Below are 17113 nucleotides of genomic sequence, written 5' to 3'. Positions count from 1 at the left end.
CCGGCCAGCACCGGGTAATTGAATGACTGAAGTGTGCACGTGTCCACCTTATTGAAGTGGACACCATGCTCCCAACTATTGCCGCCTCCAACAAGATGGGTTTGCCGCGCGCTTACGGATGTTTAGCATTCAAGGCTTCTAGACCTGCAAGTCGAAGTTGCCAATTGAACTACAAACACCTCAGCCAGATTGAAAGATATCAGATTCTCAGCCTCATGAAAGCCGGACACAACATCACACAGATTGCAGATTTGCTGAACCGCAGCAAGTCCACGATCAGCCGTGAGTTGCGCCGCAATGCGGGTGGCCGTGGCTACCGGCCCAAACAGGCATGTGAACTGTCGCGTCAACGTGCCCAGGGCAGTCGCAATGCCGCACTGTTGGCCCCGTGGGTAAAGGAGCAAGCCACTGTGCTGCTGCAATTGCAATGGAGTCCTGAACAGATCGAAGGCAAGTTGCCTGTGAGCCACGAGACGCTCTACCAGCACGTTTATGCGGAGAAGGCCGGCGGCGGCACGCTGTGGAAGAACCTGCGTTGCCAGAAACAGAAGAGAAAGCGGTACGCCAGCGGGCGTGATCGCAGGGGCCAAATTCCCAATCGCAGACCCCTGAGCGAGCGCCCATTGCACATCGAGGGTCGTAAGCAAGTCGGTCACTGGGAGTGCGACACCGTGATCGGTGCAAACCATAAACAGGCCATCGTGACGGTGGTGGAGCGCAAGAGCGGGTATGCGGTCATAGCGAAGGTTGCGAACAAGACATCCGACTTGGTGGGCGCAGCAATCATCAGGATGCTCAAGCCCTACAAAGCCAGGGTCAAAACGCTGACCTACGACAACGGCAAAGAATTCTGTGGCCATGCCCAGATTGACCAGGCTTTAGGCAGCACGGGGTACTTCGCCAGACCCTTTGCAAGCTGGGAGCGCGGCTCCAATGAAAACTTCAACGGACTGCTGCGGCAATATGTGCCCAAGAAACGGGCGATGGCAAATATCACCGACGAGGAAATTAGAATGATCGAAAACAGGTTGAATAACCGACCCCGTAAGCGATTGGGATTCAAGACACCTACAGAGGTGTTTCATCAATCCCTATCCCGGGTTGCACTTCGTGCTTGAATCCGCCAAATAAATTATCTTGCAGATGCCTTGATAATATATTGCAGTGGCATGACATTCTGCATGGCCTCATTGGCATCACCACCCAAAGCTTTGACGAGCGACCCGATATGTGGCAATATTAATTCACTGCCCGGTTCATTAAAAATTCTCGGAAAACCTTCGGTTATAGTAAAACCCGTTGATTCAAAAAGTTCAATCATGGTCAGACGGGTAAACCATCTTATGTGTGTTCTATCCAGTAAACCACTATCCTGATATCTGAACGTTCCCAAAGCAAGATTAGCGATCAAGCTCCAATGCTGTGCATTGGGTATGCAAGACAAGATGAGGGTTCCGGGTGGAGAGTATTTTTTTATCTTCTGAAGTACAGTCCATGGATCATAAAGATGTTCAAGTGCATCACCAAATATCCAGGCATCTGCCGTACACAAACTTAAAAAATCTTCATCATCCATTGATTCGATATTTTTAATAATAACTTTGCTGCAAAAGTTGCTTGCTACAGATGCGTAATCGGCGTCGATTTCAATGCCAATATATTCGCAATCCGGATTACTGGATAAATATGCTCGGGCAAGAGCGCCGCTACTGCAACCTACTTCAACAATTCTTTTCAAATTTTTCGGAATTATCTTTAATAAATCAGGATTGTAATTATCATGAAGGGGGGTTTGCTTCATTGGCTGCAATTTTTCATTGAATTTTTGTTGATAAATCACAAAATTTCGTTGCCAGTGGGGTGTGCCAAAAGCACCACCACTTTGATGTGTAAGTTGTATTAACCAAGTCCCAAGGTTTAAGCCTGATTCTCTCGCAGTCCGGGAAAAATCCATGTCATAAAAATGAAAATCAAACAATGGGTCAAATTTGACTTTATGGGTAATTAATTTATTCCTATGCACAGCAATAAATACGCCATCCAGCAATTCACAAGCTGCAGGAATAGCACCAAATTCTGACACCTTCCCAAACTTATTTTCACCGTGGCTCACTTGTCCACTTAGATTGCACTTTTCATCCCAAGTCAACTTTTGATCAACAAAACACCATGCAGGCTGATTGGGTAATCGCCTTTTGTTTCCAGCCACCCCAATCACGTCAAATTGCTCAAGTCCAGCAGTTACAGCCTGCGAAAAATGATACTCATCAATCCAGACATCGTCATGAATGAAAACGAGAATGTCTTCGTCGTGTGCACGCTCTATAGCCGCGTTAAATATTTCAGGCAATCCGCGTGCGTTTTCAAATGCGATGTCTACAGAAATATTCTCACCCTGTTGCACCAGCCGCTTTATGGATTGACCCAACGCAGATTGCGCCCAAAAAGTCGACTCAGAAAGTTTGCTGGCACTTATCACCACAACATGCGGCAGCGCTGACAAGATTGTTTCAACGCGCCCATTCGGGTTGGCGGGAAAAAAGTAATTGCTATTGATATTGATAGTTTCGACCGCGTCCGCCTCACACCAACGCTGCCACATCGTTCGTAACATAGCATCAAACGAACTTGCAAACGCCTCAGACTGACCAAGCATGCTTGTGGCAAACCGCTGCCGCATACTGGCGCGCAGTTGGGCTAGCGCCGCCAGGTTTTGTGACCAATAGCGGCCTATGTGCACAAACTCTTCAATGCTTCCCGCTACAAAATCATCTAGTCCCAGCTGGTGCATCAGAGCAGCGCTGAAGCGGCTGGGGGGTGTTTGCCCGGCCAAGCCCAACGTGGGCACCCCCATCCAGGCAGCGTTGGCGGTAGTGGCTCCGCCAGCGTGTGGGAAAGTGTCGAGACAAATATCTACCTGATGGTGCAGCGCCAGGTAATCAGCCGTGGCTACACGGGGACAAAATGCGAGCCGCTCTCCTGAGATACCTACTACTTCAAAGTCTTTAATTAATTTGTCTTCAGCTTCGTTTTCAGTAGCACACAGAAACAAGCTTGCTGATGGAATGCTGCGCAGCAACATGCTCCAAAGCGCAATCACCGACGCATTTATTTTGTTGACTCGGTTAAAGCTGCCAAAGGTAATGGCCCCATGCGTCAAGGCAGGAAGGGAGCTTACTGGGGGTGACAAAGCATGCGGCTTAAAAGTAACCACCGACGGCAAATAAGCCATTTTTTCTACAAACTGCCAGTCCAGTTCGCCAGGGGGAATCCAATGGGCATCGCAGATGTAGTAATCCATGGCTCTTAAACCTGTAGTGCCCAGGTAACCCAGCCAACTGGCCTGAATAGGCGCAGGTTTGCGGGCAAATGCCAGCAGCCTGTTTTTGGCTGTGTGGCCTGCCAGGTCTATCAAAATGTCAATTTTTTCAGCACGCACCAACTCCGCCAGTTGAGCATCATCAAGGTCAACCACGCTGTGCCATGAGTGAAATTGTTGGCGCATGCGCTGGGTGTATTCGTCGTCTTGGCTTTTTGTATAAAAAGCATGAAGCCTCATGCTGCTTTTCTTGGAGAGTTGCTCAAACAGGGGCTCCAAAAAGTTAGCCAGTGCGTGGTGGTTCAAGTCACCAGACACAAACCCAATGTGTAAAACACGGCCAGGGTCTTTGCTGTTGGTGTGGGGGTGTTGTTGCGTAAGTAGTGGGGCTTCAAACCGCTGGCCAAATGTCAAGTGTTCCTCAAACAAATGCTGGGGCTCTACCAGCACGTCGTGGTTCAGCAGGTACAAGACGTTGCTGTGCGCCACCTCGCGCCGCGGCTCGTGCGCCATGTCAGCACGGTAATAGCACGCTTGCGCCTGAGAGAGTTGGCCCTTTTCTTCCAATACCTTACCCAGTTGGACGTAAGCCGACGCGTCTTGTTCGTCCACACGCAAGGCAGCTTCGCAACTGGTCTGCGCAGCATCTACATCACCCATAAATTGCTGAACCATGGCCAAGTTGACCAGCGCCTTGCCGTAACCCGGGTTAAGTCGCACAGCTTCTTGCAGGTAGGGTAGTGCCTGGTCAGCCTGGTTTAGGGCCACCAACGCCATACCCAAATTGTGTTGCGCTACGGGGTCATCTGCAGCAATAGCCAGCGCTTGCTTGAGTGGCGCAATTGAATCGGCATAATTTTCTTGTGCTTGCAAAACGTAACCTAAAACCCGCCAGGCTAAGGCTTCACTGGGGTATTCAAGCGCCACCCGCTTGGCCAACGCATGCGTTGCTGGGTAGTCTTGGGCTTCAAACAAGTCAACCAAGGTGGTCAGCAGTGCTTGAGGAGCAGCGGCAGGGGTAGATGCGGGTTGGGTAAGGGGCATGGTGTGTTGAGAGCAAGTAGAACTGTCCGCTTTTGTAGCCATTAGATTGTCCGGTTTTTCTGTCTGCTTTCCTCGACTGTTTTGTGTTTTTGATTTCTTCTTCGGGGCCCCTGCCAGGCCGCCGGAGCCCCCCCCCCCCCAGCCTACATCAATCAGCTCTGAGAATGGGAGTGTGCATCGCGCACCGTTTGACTTGCGATGCCCTGTGTGTCACGCTTCAGTCTGGCGAGCGCGATGCTTTTTGGCATGTCATGTGGATGTTGAAAGAAGTCGATTCACTGCCCGCCGGTTAGGCGCAGTATTGTGCGCAACCATCGTTTTGTAGGAAGTTCCCCTACACGCGGCAGCAAAAACGCCTACACACCAAACATCCAAACGCCGATTCAAGTTTTGCGCAAGGGGTTTCAGAATCAACCCCATGGTGAAAGGCACGGCAAATAGCCACCAAACACCGCCCAATTCAACGAATCAAGTCTGGAGCCCCACATGACCAACGAACAGATGCTGACCGAGATCCGCGAAGCCAACATGACCTACCTGATGCTGGCCCAAAGCCTGATCCGCCAGGACAAGGCCGAAGCCCTGTTTCGCCTGGGCATGTCGGAAGAGTCGGCCGACATGATTGGCGCGCTGTCGCCCGCACAGGTCATGAAAATTTCCTCGGGCAACATGCTGCTGTGCCGCTTCAGGGTGGATGACGACATGGTGTGGAACCTGCTGACCAACCACACCGCCAGCAAGGTGGACAACGATGCCACCACCAAGCTGCACGCCAGCATTCTGATGGCCGGGCGTTACGCCGAAGCCATGTAAGTTAGCCCGTTAAACAAGAACCCAAGAGCAGCACCATGGCCACCAAAAGCGTATTGAACGATTCCAAGCAGGTAGAACGCGCCGTAGCGCTGATTCAACTGGGCGCCCGCCTGCAAGTGCTGGAGAGCGAGACGGACTTGTCTTATGAGCGTCTGCTGCGCCTTTATAAAGAAGTGGCCGGCCGCTCGCCCAGCAAAGGTCAGCTGCCCTTCTCTACCGAGTGGTTCCTGACCTGGCAGCCCAATATCCATGCATCGCTGTTCCAGAACACCTATGAGTACCTCACCAAGGTGAGCGCCATGGAAGACATTGACGCGATCATGAAGGCCTACAAGCTCTACACCGAGCAAATCACCGCCTGCGGCGTGGAGCCCCTGCTCTCCATTACCCGGGCCTGGCGCCTGGTGAAGTTCATCGACAACAACATGCTGTCAATGACCAAGTGCTCCAAATGCGGTGGCCACTTTGTGAGCGAGGCCTATGAAAACTCCCGCCACTACGAGTGCGGCTTGTGCACGCCGCCTGCTCGGGCTGGTAAAGGTGCTGTGGCGGGTGGCATTTTGCTGCACTAGATGCTACGCTTTTGATAGCTGTCTGCGCAATGGATACGGGGGCTAAAGGCCTATTTTCCCGCGAACTCTTCCAGCGCCACGATAACGATCTCCTGTGCACGGTCAATCAATTCCGCAGGATGTCCTTTGGCAATGAGTTGCTTGCGTCTATGGTTGGACAGCAGGCCATTGTTTTGAAGGCAGTGTCGAACCATAAGGGTTAAGTCATTGTTGTTCATGTCCAGGTCGTCATTGATGGCCTTGTACACCGCGTCAAAGCGCCGCAGGAAGTCGCTTTCTTTGCGCAGATCCAGGTCCAATGCCTCTTGCGCCATTCGCAAGCCAAACGTCACACAGCGGGTTGCATCCCAGTAGCGATAGATAGCCGGGTCACCATTGAACTGGGCATCCATGCGGACATCATCAATGGCCGTAACCTGCCAAAGATCACGCGCTGGCTTAGAGAAGGATTGCAGCACCTGCAGGTATTGGTCCTCATTGCGCTTCATGGCCACCGAAATGGGAAGGACCAGTCCGTTTGGCAGCAGCCCACTGGAGCAGACCACTTTATGGAACAAGAAGCGCGACAATCGGCCATTGCCGTCCATAAAGGGGTGTGCGAACACAAATCCAAAGCTGGCCAGGGCACCGCGTACCAATGGATCGATGCCCGCATCGGTGTCATTGGAAAACGCCATGATTTCGGCCATGATTTGCAGCATCAACTCAGGCGCGGGCGGCAGGTAGGTCACACCCATGGCGCCCGGTAACGCATTGCGGAGCCAGTTCTGTTCGTGACGAAACTGCACCGCCTTGTCCAGTGGATTGCCCACGGTGAGGTTCTGCAGTGCAACCAAATAGTTTTCGGTAATCATCTCGGGCGTATGGGCCTGTGCCAGCAGTGCGGCAAATGCATCGGCCTTACTGGAGGTTGGCGTTTCGTTTTCAATGGCAAACGAGCCCTTTGTCTCGCTCAGGTAAGCCCACTGAACAGCACGGTCAAGGATGGATCTATCCAGCGTAGCAATGAATTCTTTGGTTTGCTCAAGGATGTTGTTACCCAGCAGACTTTGCAACCCAGGCGTCCTTCGTATGGTTGGACAAAAGCCAGGCGTTCCAACCCCATTGAAATCAACGCGCCACCGGGCGTTGCGAACCGTGGGGCCCGTGATGAATTCCTTTGGATTGAACAGCAGGGTGTACGGGCCCGTTGCAGCGGGCAGGTCCTTGAGCTCCTGGCCGTTTGCCAACTCCCACAGAAAGGCGATCTGACGCCCATAAAGGCTGCTTGGACTATTCAGGAAAGCTTGGCCGACATGGTGTCCATCCATGCGCTTCAATGCCAGTATGGCAGCCTGCAAATCGAGGCCTTCATGCTTGAGAGCGAACTGAAGATGCCCCATCGGGTCATCCCCGCCAGGGGCAACCACTGCAGGCACCGCCAGGAAGCCGGGCATTTCCGCGATTTTGGTAACCGAACTGACCTGGGCTGGCCGATCCTGCGGAAAGGCGCAGGTGCCCAGCGAGTCTTTCAGAAATTCATACCCAATGAGTCGTCCGCGCATTTATTCCTCCAGGTCGGAATGAAAATTTTATAAAAATACAATTCAACGAAAAAAATCTTACGATGCATCACCTGTTCTTGCAAACTATAAATAAGGCGAGGAGGTGGGGACGCATGGCGGACGGTGGCCTTTCGGAACCTGCTGTACAGCCTTGGCCACCCACGACGCGGACGCGCAACGCTGGCGAACAGACAACTTTATCGGGCGCGTGCGCGAGGACATTTTGGAGTTTTCGCGCCTGCAAGAGGTCAATGCCATGCGGCTATTTGCGAAGCAGTGGGCCAATGCACAAGCAATTCAATTGGTCCGCGAATGCAGGGCGGAGTCGGACAGTGGGCGAATTCAAATCAGGGTTGCTGCGCATTGGCTGGCAGCGCTAGAGGTTTGACGCCGCCATGCCAATTGCTATTATTTTGATAGCTACCTACGCAACAGCCACGGCGGCTAGATGCCTATTTGGCACTAAATTCTCATCGACACCCCGTCACATGGGGCAATTCAAGCAACGTCAGATGCGGCCGATATGATGGATTCAGGCCCTGAAAAGCCGCCTTCTTCAACCCTTGAAGCCGCCTTCTTCGCTGTCACAATCCTTCTATGTTTGTAATTATTGGTTGGCTGGTTATCCTGGTTTGCGTGTTTGGTGTTTACATCTTTCACGGCGGCAACATCATGGTGATCCTAAAAGCGTTGCCGTTTGAGTTGATCACCATTGGCGGCGCCACGGTGGGCGCTTTTCTGGCCAATAACCAGATGAAGGTGGTCAAAGCCACCATGAAAGGCCTGGGAGCCTGCTTTAAAGGCAGCAAATACACCAAGGCCCGCTACATGGAGCTGATGGCGCTGATGTTTGACATTCTTCAGAAAGCCCGCAAAGAGGGCCTGATGGCGATTGAAAAAGATGTGGAAGAGCCGCACGAGTCGGAGCTTTTCAAGAAATACCCCACAGTGGGCACCGACCACCATGTGGTCGAATTCATCACCGATTACCTGCGCATGATGGTGTCAGGCAACCTGAACGCCCACGAGATCGAATCGCTGATGGACAGCGAAATTGACACCCACCACCATGAAGAGCACGCAGCCGTTGCGGCCCTGCAACGCGTGGCCGGTGGCCTGCCCGCATTTGGTATTGTGGCGGCTGTTCTGGGCGTGGTGAACACCATGGGCTCGGTGGGCCAACCCCCCGCGGTGCTGGGCGGCATGATTGGTTCTGCCCTGGTGGGAACCTTCCTGGGGATTTTGCTGGCCTATGCCTTTGCCGAGCCTCTGGCCGGTGTGCTGGAGCAAAAGGTGGAAGAAAACGGCAAAGAGCTGCAGTGCATCAAGACCACCTTGCTGGCCAGCATGCAGGGCTACAACCCGTCTACCGCCATTGAGTTCGGTCGCAAAGTGCTGTATTCGACCGAGCGCCCCACGTTTGCTGAACTTGAAGCCTATGTCAAGAAGAAGTAAGGCCATGGGGATCTGAGCATGGCTACGGACGCAAAAAAACTCCAGCCCATCATCATCAAACGGGTCAAGAAGGGCGGCCACGCGGTGCATGGGGGCGCGTGGAAGATCGCCTACGCCGACTTTGTGACCGCCATGATGGCGTTCTTTTTGCTGATGTGGCTGCTGGGCAGCACATCGGAAGGCGACAAAAAAGGCATTTCGGACTACTTTCAGTCGCCGCTGAAGGTGGCCATGCAGGGCGGCAGCGGTGCGGGCGCCAGCAACAGCGTGGTAAATGGCGGCGGCAACGATCTGACCCAAAGTTCCGGACAATCCAAGCGCGGAGATGGCGCCGACCGGACTGCCAAAAAAATGTCAGGCGAAAAGCTGAAGGCCGAAGTAGCCAAACGAGACGCCAAAATGCTGGCGGCGCTGAGCGCCAAGATTGCCAGCGCCATTTCCAGCAACCCCAAATTGGCGGAATTCGCCTCCCAAATCCGGATGGAAATCACGCCAGACGGCCTGCAGATCCAGATCGTGGACGATCAAAAGCGCCCCATGTTTGACAGCGGGAGCTCCAGCGTCAAGCCCTATATGCGGGATATTCTTCGTGAAGTGGGCATTGCCTTACTGGACGTCGAAAACAAGATCAGTCTGGATGGCCACACCGACCGCTCCACGTATGTCAACGCGGCGCGCGGCTATAGCAACTGGGAGTTGTCGGCAGACCGAGCCAATGCAACCCGCCGGGAGCTTGCCGCAGCGGGCATGCCGGAAGACAAATTGGCCCGGGTGGTGGGCATGGGATCGAGCTTGCCGATGGACCCTGCAGCCCCTTTGAGCCCAACCAACCGGCGAATCAGCATTTTGGTGATGACCAAGGACGCCGAGGAGCGGCTCCTTGGGGGCGCAAAAGTTCCTGTAGAAGTGGAAACCGAAGTCAGCCCAGCCCAGACGGCAACCACGGTCAAGGCAACGCCCTGATGCCCGCCAAAATTCAGTCATACTTGCAAATATACGTAATACACCCGGGAAAGGGTAATCCATGTCAAAAGAACTGCGCTTTTTAGTCGTCGACGACTTCTCCACCATGCGGCGAATTGTCCGCAACCTGCTCAAAGAAAGCGGATACGCTGAAGCGGACGAGGCCGAAGATGGTGTAGTGGCCCTGCAAAAGCTTCGCAGCTCCACTTTTGATTTCGTGGTGAGTGACATCAACATGCCCAATATGAACGGGTTCCAGTTACTGGCAGAAATCAAGAAAGACGAAAAGCTGAAGCACCTGCCGGTGTTGATGGTGACCGCCGAAGCCCGCAAGGAAGACATCGTCATGGCAGCGCAGCAAGGCGCTGCCGGCTATATCGTCAAGCCTTTTACCAAGGCGACGCTGGAAGACAAAGTCAACCACATCCTCACCAAAATGGGACTGAAGTAGCCATGTCCGTCGATAGCCCGTCACCCGCAACAGTCCATGCACCAGTGGTTGATGTCCACCAGCAAATTGGTGCGCTGACCCGTCAGTTGCATGATTCGCTTGCCGGGTTGGGTCTGACCGAAAAGGTCAAGGACTGGGCAGGCGAACTCCCTGATGCCAAGAGCCGCCTTTCCTACATCGCCAAACTGACGGGTGAAGCGGCGGAAAAAGTGCTGAATCAGGTCGATCAGGCCAAGGCGCAAAACGACCACATGGCCACTGAAACGCGGCGCATTGGTGCATTGATTAACGAAGACCCAGGTGCTGTCGGGGCCAGTGGCCTTGTGACGAATTTCGTCTCGGATGTAGAGCAGTCCAGCAAGAAGGTCGACGCGCATCTGACTGAAATCATGATGGCGCAAGATTTTCATGACCTCACGGGTCAGGTCATCGCCAAAGTGGTCATGCTGGCGGCCACCATTGAAGAGCAACTGGTGCAATTGCTGATACAGACTGCACCCGCTGATGCGGCCGCCAAAGTGACCGTGGCGCATGGCGAATATGTGCCGGCGCTTGACGGCCCGGTAGTCAATCCGCAGGGCAATCCTGACGTGGTAACTGACCAGTCACAGGTCGACGATTTGTTGGCCAGCCTGGGCTTCTGAGTCTTTTGAATTAAGCGGGGCATTCGCCCTCTTATTGACCTTTAGTTCCGGGGGTCGCTCGCGACAATGGTGGCAACTTCAGAGCCCCGCCACCATGGAATCAGGTAGTCAAGATCGCAATTTACCCGCCACCGAGCGCAAGCTCAAGAAGGCGCGGGAAGACGGCCAGGTCGGTCGCTCCGAAGATCTGAAACATCTGGCTGTTCTCGGCGCTGGCTCTGCCTGCGTTCTGATTCTTGCCCCCATTCTGTTTGAACGTTTGCAGCAGAGCATGGGGCAGCAATTGTCCTTTGATGCGGCAACGATCATGCAAACCGGCAGCATGCTCAAGCGCCTGGAGAGTGCCACCGCAATCGGCCTCGCTGGCTGCGCGGCGTTTGCACTCATCATCACTGCAGCGGTCATTGTGGCATCGGTGGCTTCGGGCGGCTGGGTTAGCAGCCTGAAGCCCGTCATGCCCGACTTCAGCCGCCTCAACCCCCTGTCGGGCTTTGGCAATCTGTTCACCAAGAAAAAGCTGGTGGACGTGGCGAAGATGACCTTCCTCACCGCCATCCTTTTCACCATTGCCGGAATATTCCTGAGTAACGGTCTGCAAACTATCGCGTCTTTGGTATTGCAGCCATCCAGCTCCGCCATCAAGCACCTGACAGAGTGGCTGACCAGCGGGCTTGGCCTGATGCTGTTGCTGCTGTTGGCCGCAGCCGTGGTGGATGTGCCCTTGCAGGCGTTTCTGCACAAGGGAGAGATGAAAATGTCGCACCAGGAAGTGAAGCAAGAGGGCAAAGAGTCGGACGGTAACCCGCAGATCAAGCAGAAGATTCGCCAAAAGCAGCGTGAAATGTCGCAGAAGAGCAGCGTCAACTCCGTGCCCAAAGCCGACTTTGTGGTGATGAACCCCACCCACTTTGCCGTTGCCATCCGCTATGACGAAAAAACGATGCGGGCCCCCCAAGTGATTTCCATGGGTGCGGACCTGCTGGCCATGAAGATTCGGGACATCGCCAGACAGCATTCCATCCCCGTGTTGCAGTCGCCCATGCTGGCACGCGCGCTGTATGCCAACTCCGAGATTGACCAGGACATACCCTCCAGCCTGTACACCGCGGTGGCGCAAGTGCTGGCCTATGTCTACAAGCTGCGCGCAGCCATGCGTGGCGATGGTCCGATGCCAGGCGAAGTGCCTGAGCCGTTTGTTCCACCTGAGCTCGATCCTCTGTCGAAAACCATCAAGGCGGTCACCGCATGAACGCACAACTGAAGTCTTTCCAGAACTGGTACGCCAGCAACTCCGGCGTGGTGCAAGGTGCCGCCGCCCCCATGCTGGTGGTCGCCATTCTGGCCATGATGGTGTTGCCGCTGCCGCCCATTCTGCTGGACGCTTTCTTTACGATCAACATCGCCGTAGCGCTGATGGTCATGATGGTGGCAGCCTACATGATTCGGCCACTGGATTTTGCGGCCTTCCCTTCCGTGCTCTTGCTCACCACGCTGATGCGCCTGTCGCTCAACGTGGCATCCACTCGCGTGGTGCTGCTCGAAGGCCACACTGGCGCGGGTGCCGCAGGCGCCGTGATCGAGGCCTTTGGCCACTTCCTGATTGGTGGTAATTTCGCCGTCGGTTTGATCGTTTTTGCCATCCTGGTGGTCATCAACTTCGTGGTGGTGACCAAGGGCGCCGAGCGCATCGCCGAGGTGTCTGCCCGGTTTACCCTGGACGCCATGCCCGGCAAACAGATGGCCGTGGACGCCGACCTGAACGCGGGCCTGATTGACGAAAAAGAGGCCAAGCGCCGCCGGGCGGAAGTGGGCGAAGAGGCAGAGTTCTTTGGCTCGATGGACGGTGCATCCAAGTTCGTGCGGGGCGACGCGGTTGCCGGCATTTTGATTCTGCTGATCAACATCATTGGCGGCTTTGCGATCGGCATCCTGCAGCATGACCTGACCGCCTCGCAGGCGGCCAACACCTACATTTTGCTTGCCGTGGGCGACGCGCTGGTTGCACAAATCCCCGGGCTGCTGATCTCCGTAGCCGCCGCGATGGTGGTGTCGCGCGTCGGGAAGGAACACGACATTGGCAAGCAGATTGTGGGACAGCTGTTTGCGTCCCCACGGGTTCTGGGCATCACGGCAGTCATCATGTTCATTCTGGGTGTCATACCCAATATGCCGCATTTTGTGTTTCTTACCATCGCTGCGGTTCTGGCGTATGGCGCCTGGATGCTGGCCCACAAGCCGCTGCCCGTAGACCCGCAAGCTGCAGCACCAGCGCCTGCATCGGACGGCGAAGCGTCATGGGACGACTTGCAGCCAGTAGACCAGTTGGGACTGGAGTTGGGCTACCGTCTGATTGCACTGGTTGACAAGACCCGCCAAGGCGATTTGCTCACCCGTATCAAAGGGGTGCGCCGCAAGTTTGCGCAAGAAGTCGGCTTCTTGCCTCCACCCGTACATGTGCGCGACAACCTGGAGCTCAAGCCCAGTGCCTACCGCATTACCCTGCGTGGCGTCATTGTGGGAGAGGGCGAAGCATTCCCCGGCATGTTTCTGGCCATCAACCCGGGTGGCGTCACCACGCCCCTGATTGGAACGGCGACGACCGACCCGGCATTTGGCTTGCCCGCGCACTGGATCGACGATCGGCAGAAGGAAGCGGCGCAAATGGCCGGGTTTACCGTGGTTGATTCAGAGACTGTGATGGCAACCCATTTGTCACACTTGATGCAGGTTCAAGCATCCAAACTACTCAGCCGAACAGAGACCCAACAACTCGTGGAACACGTCGCCAAACTGGCCCCCAAACTGATCGAAGAAGTGGTCCCCAAGATGGTCTCGATCGCCGTTTTCCAGAAAGTGCTGCAATTGCTGCTGGATGAGTCGGTGCATATCCGCGACATTCGCACCATCATTGAATCCATTGCCGAGCACGCCAGCTCCACCAGTGATCCGGCTGAATTGGCACGTCGGGTGCGCGTAGCACTGTCACCGGCGATCGTCCAGCAAATCTATGGATCGACCCGCGAGCTGAACGTCATCGCCATTGATCCCAGCCTGGAGCGCCTGCTGGTTCAGGCGCTGGGTAACGCATCCGGTCCGGCTCTGGACCCTGGCGTGGCCGATATGCTGACCCGTCATGCGGCTGAGACGGCCCTGAAACAAGAAGAGATCGGTGTGCCCGCCTGTTTGCTGGTACCCGATCAGATCCGCAGCGCAATTTCGCGTCTGGTACGCCGCGTGGCTCCCCGCCTGCAGGTACTGGCGCACAGCGAAATTCCTGAAACCCACACCATCCGCATCGGCCCGATTTTGAGAGGCGCATCATCATGAACATTCAACGCTTTACCGCAGCCACCTCACGCGAAGCACTCGCCAAAGCACGTCTGACGTTTGGGGAGGGAACCTTGATTCTCTCCAATCGCCCGACCGAGAACGGTGTGGAAGTGGTCGCCACGGCTGAGAACGCTCTGGCTGCACTGGATCGCCACGATGGCTCCCAGCCACAGAAGGCAGCGAGCAACCCAACTCGCAACAACGGCAGTTCCAGCAGCGCCGGTGCCAAGGAAGTGATCACCCGGGTCGAAGATGATGCGGCGCAACTGGCCATGAGCACCTTGTCCTTTCAGGACTACGTTCGCGAGCGCATGCTGCGCCGTCGCCACGAAACAGCGGTTAGCCAGAACGAGTCGACCAGTTCAGAGGATCTGCAACAGGACCGCCCACGCCCAGCCTCGCCCGAGCGAACCCAGGACATTCCGGCAATCACCGTTTCAGCACCCAAAGCAGCACCCATTCGCAAAACGCAGGCACCGGCACCGACAAGCCAGTCAAACGCAGTGCCCCAAGGCATTGCGGCCGAGTTGCATGCCATGAAAGAGCTGATCGAAGACCGGTTCAACACCCTCAATTGGCTGGGGCAGGCGCGCCAGAACCCGATTCAGGCGAACCTGATGCTCAAACTCATCCGCGCCGGCTATTCCCCCAACCTGTCACGGGCGATCCTGGAGCGCATGCCCCAGGAAATGGATGCGGGCGAATCCGTGCGCTGGGTCGTGGACGTGCTGGAACGCAATTTGAAGACAGATGCCAAAGGCCCCTCCTTGGTGGATGAGGGAGGCACGTTTGCCCTGATTGGTGCCACCGGCGTTGGCAAGACAACCACGGCGGCCAAGCTTGCCGGACTGTGCGCACGAACCCACGGGCCGGGAAGCGTGGGACTGATCACACTGGACACCTACCGCGTGGGTGCACACGAACAACTGCGCACGTACGGGAAGATGCTGGGCGTCGTCGCGCATTTGGCGCACGACCGTGCCGCACTGAAAGACTTGCTCGGATTGCTCTCCAACAAAAAAATGGTGCTCATTGACACGACCGGTCTGGCGCCCCGGGATCCGCGCAAGCGCGAAATGATGGATTTACTGGATCTGCCCGACGTCAAACGTCTTCTGGTTTTGAACGCAGGTGGACATGGCGACACGCTGGACGACGTGGTTTCCTCGTTCAAACAGGCAAACGCACAACAGGTTATTTTTTCCAAAATCGACGAGGCCGTAAAACTCGGCCCTGCCATCGATGCGGCGATACGCCACCAACTCGTGCTTCGCGGCGTCACCAACGGTCAAAGGGTTCCCGAGGACTGGGAGGCACCCAGCGCATCCAAACTGGTGGGCATGTCGATGCGCACTTCTGGTAACTCGGCATACGACCCGAAGATCAGCGACCTGGGTTTCTTTTTCAGCCAGTCCACGGGCCAAGCCTTGGCACAGGGGCACCTGAATGCTTGAATGTCCTGTTAACCAGGCTGCGGGCTTGATGGGGCTGGTCATGCCGTCGGCCCCCCGGATGATCGCCATGGTGAGCCATGGCGATGAGCAGGCTGAGTTGCCCTTGCTCTGGCGGCTTTGCTGGACTCTGGCGGAACTGGGCTACGCGGTAACGGTGCTGGACGCAACCACGCTGGAGTCCGATGCCAATCCGGGTCTGGACCAGCTGTTGGGAAACGCGTATTGGCGCGGAGCCGAGAATCAGGACGCCCCCGCCTGGACGGTCATCCCATCGGGCAAAGGCATCCAGGATTTGTGCGCACTGCCCGCGAGCAGAACGCAACGCCAGCACCGGCTGGGCGATTTGTTTCATCAGGAAAGCATCGTCATTCTGTACAGCCGGGTTGAATGGTTGGTTCCTATACTGGGTGAAAGTGGCGTCGAACCCCTTCTGGCATTGTCTACTTCGAAAACTTCGCTGCTAACCAGTTATCTTGCACTGAAGCGCCTGTTGATCAATGGCAAATTGGAGCCTACCATCGTAAACTTGACCCCTGAGCCAAAACGGACCACGAGCGTAAAGCCAGTCGCTGGCTCCTCCAGCTTGGCGGACTGCGCAAGAAATTTTCTGGGTTATGAAGTGAAGGCCATCAATATTCCAGCGTCAACCAGCGAAGACCTCACTTGTCGGGCAATCCAGCGATTGGCTCTGCAATTGATGGAGAATGCTCTGTCGCTCAGCACCGATTTTTCGCCCATGGCGGGCATGAGCCCGGGTCCCAGGCTGAGTAGCGTTGACCGATTCACAGGGAGACACTGATGTATACCGCGAAGGGGCAGCTCGATCGCAACGCGCTAATCAGGCAGTACCAGCCATTGGTCAAGCGCCTGGCGCATCACATGATGGCGAAGTTACCCCCTAGTGTGGAAGTCGATGACCTGATTCAAGTGGGATTGATCGGACTGGCCGACGCACTGACACGCTATGAAGCGGCTCAGGGGGTGCAGTTTGAGACCTTTGCCACCCAGCGTATTCGCGGCGCCATGCTTGACGAGTTGCGTGGCAACGACTGGATGTCACGGGGATCCCGCAAAAGCCAGAAAGACATTGAAGTGGCCATGCGCCGCCTTGAGCACCGTTTGGGCCGCAGTCCGGTGGAGTCTGAAATTGCAGCCGAACTGGGTATGCCCCTGGCGGATTACCAGAGCCTGCTGGGAAAGGTTCGCGGAACCCAGTTGGTGTATCTGGAAGACATGGCGCGCAACAGCGAGGACGATGACAGCTACCTGGACCGCCATGTGGCAGACACCGCAGCCGACCCCCTGAACATGTTGCGGGATCAGCGTCTGCGCGAATCGTTGGTGCTGGCCATCAAGGGATTGCCAGAGCGCGAGCAATTCATCATGAGCATGTATTACGAACAGGACATGAATCTGAAGGAAATCGCCGCAGTTCTGGATGTAACCGAATCCCGCGTATGCCAGTTGCACAGCCAGTCGATAGCCCGCCTGCGGGCAAAAATGCGGTCACATTGAAACCGCCAG

14 protein-coding genes are annotated in these 17113 nt (G+C 55.5%); 12 read left to right on the top strand and 2 right to left on the bottom strand.

Translation table 11 applies throughout. The features are described from left to right. Positions 1-164: 164 nt before the first annotated feature. Entirely contained in the window at positions 165-1118 is a 954-nt protein-coding gene (locus AC097W_RS19485) for an IS30 family transposase (protein ID WP_479604294.1), read from the top strand. A gap of 14 nt (positions 1119-1132) precedes the next feature. Here the strand turns inward: AC097W_RS19485 and AC097W_RS19480 are convergent, their stop codons facing one another. After that, on the bottom strand, positions 1133-4363 hold the full coding sequence (locus AC097W_RS19480) for an O-linked N-acetylglucosamine transferase family protein (RefSeq protein WP_479604293.1): 3231 nt from the start codon (positions 4361-4363) through the stop codon (positions 1133-1135). A gap of 486 nt (positions 4364-4849) precedes the next feature. Here AC097W_RS19480 and flhD point away from each other — a divergent pair, with 486 nt between their 5' ends. Together flhD and flhC are read left to right on the top strand one after the other, a co-directional pair. Beyond that, a complete protein-coding gene (flhD, locus tag AC097W_RS19475; protein ID WP_479604292.1) occupies positions 4850-5176 on the top strand; it encodes a flagellar transcriptional regulator FlhD in 327 nt (108 codons plus the stop codon). Between the two features lie 35 nt (positions 5177-5211). Beyond that, positions 5212-5748 (top strand): flagellar transcriptional regulator FlhC, encoded by a 537-nt coding sequence (gene flhC, locus AC097W_RS19470; RefSeq protein WP_479604291.1) that lies wholly within the window; start codon positions 5212-5214, stop codon positions 5746-5748. Positions 5749-5798: 50 nt separating this feature from the next. Here the strand turns inward: flhC and AC097W_RS19465 are convergent, their stop codons facing one another. Further along, positions 5799-7292 carry a Fic family protein gene (locus tag AC097W_RS19465; RefSeq protein ID WP_479604290.1) on the bottom strand — a complete coding sequence of 498 codons (1494 nt, stop codon included), beginning with the start codon at positions 7290-7292 and terminating at the stop codon, positions 5799-5801. A 597-nt stretch (positions 7293-7889) separates the two neighbouring features. Between AC097W_RS19465 and motA the strand changes: the two genes are divergently transcribed. The 9 genes from motA to AC097W_RS19420 all read left to right on the top strand — a co-directional run bounded on the left by motA (position 7890) and on the right by AC097W_RS19420 (position 17104). After that, entirely contained in the window at positions 7890-8747 is an 858-nt protein-coding gene (gene motA / locus AC097W_RS19460) for a flagellar motor stator protein MotA (protein ID WP_479604289.1), read from the top strand. 18 nt (positions 8748-8765) lie between these two features. After that, on the top strand, positions 8766-9710 hold the full coding sequence (motB, locus tag AC097W_RS19455) for a flagellar motor protein MotB (RefSeq protein WP_479604288.1): 945 nt from the start codon (positions 8766-8768) through the stop codon (positions 9708-9710). Positions 9711-9771: 61 nt separating this feature from the next. Next, positions 9772-10161 (top strand): chemotaxis response regulator CheY, encoded by a 390-nt coding sequence (gene cheY / locus AC097W_RS19450; protein ID WP_479604287.1) that lies wholly within the window; start codon positions 9772-9774, stop codon positions 10159-10161. Between the two features lie 2 nt (positions 10162-10163). Continuing rightward, positions 10164-10805 carry a protein phosphatase CheZ gene (locus AC097W_RS19445; protein ID WP_479604286.1) on the top strand — a complete coding sequence of 214 codons (642 nt, stop codon included), beginning with the start codon at positions 10164-10166 and terminating at the stop codon, positions 10803-10805. Positions 10806-10899: 94 nt separating this feature from the next. Then, a complete protein-coding gene (locus AC097W_RS19440; RefSeq protein WP_479604285.1) occupies positions 10900-12054 on the top strand; it encodes an EscU/YscU/HrcU family type III secretion system export apparatus switch protein in 1155 nt (384 codons plus the stop codon). Next, the gene (gene flhA / locus AC097W_RS19435) at positions 12051-14132 is read left to right on the top strand and encodes a flagellar biosynthesis protein FlhA (RefSeq protein WP_479604284.1); all 2082 of its coding nucleotides are present in this window, start codon (positions 12051-12053) and stop codon (positions 14130-14132) included. The genes AC097W_RS19440 and flhA overlap by 4 nt, the downstream gene beginning before the upstream one ends. Next, the gene (flhF, locus tag AC097W_RS19430; RefSeq protein ID WP_479604283.1) at positions 14129-15589 is read left to right on the top strand and encodes a flagellar biosynthesis protein FlhF; all 1461 of its coding nucleotides are present in this window, start codon (positions 14129-14131) and stop codon (positions 15587-15589) included. The genes flhA and flhF overlap by 4 nt, the downstream gene beginning before the upstream one ends. Beyond that, positions 15582-16388: a hypothetical protein gene (locus tag AC097W_RS19425; protein WP_479604282.1), complete on the top strand. Its 807-nt coding sequence runs from the start codon at positions 15582-15584 to the stop codon at positions 16386-16388. The genes flhF and AC097W_RS19425 overlap by 8 nt, the downstream gene beginning before the upstream one ends. Next, positions 16388-17104, top strand: coding sequence for an RNA polymerase sigma factor FliA (locus AC097W_RS19420; RefSeq protein WP_479604281.1), 717 nt, complete (start codon positions 16388-16390; stop codon positions 17102-17104). Before AC097W_RS19425 ends, AC097W_RS19420 begins: the two co-directional genes overlap by 1 nt. Positions 17105-17113: the final 9 nt, after the last annotated feature.

Source organism: Rhodoferax sp. GT1R46, from assembly GCF_056521285.1.
This window is presented reverse-complemented; position numbering and strand designations above follow the sequence as displayed.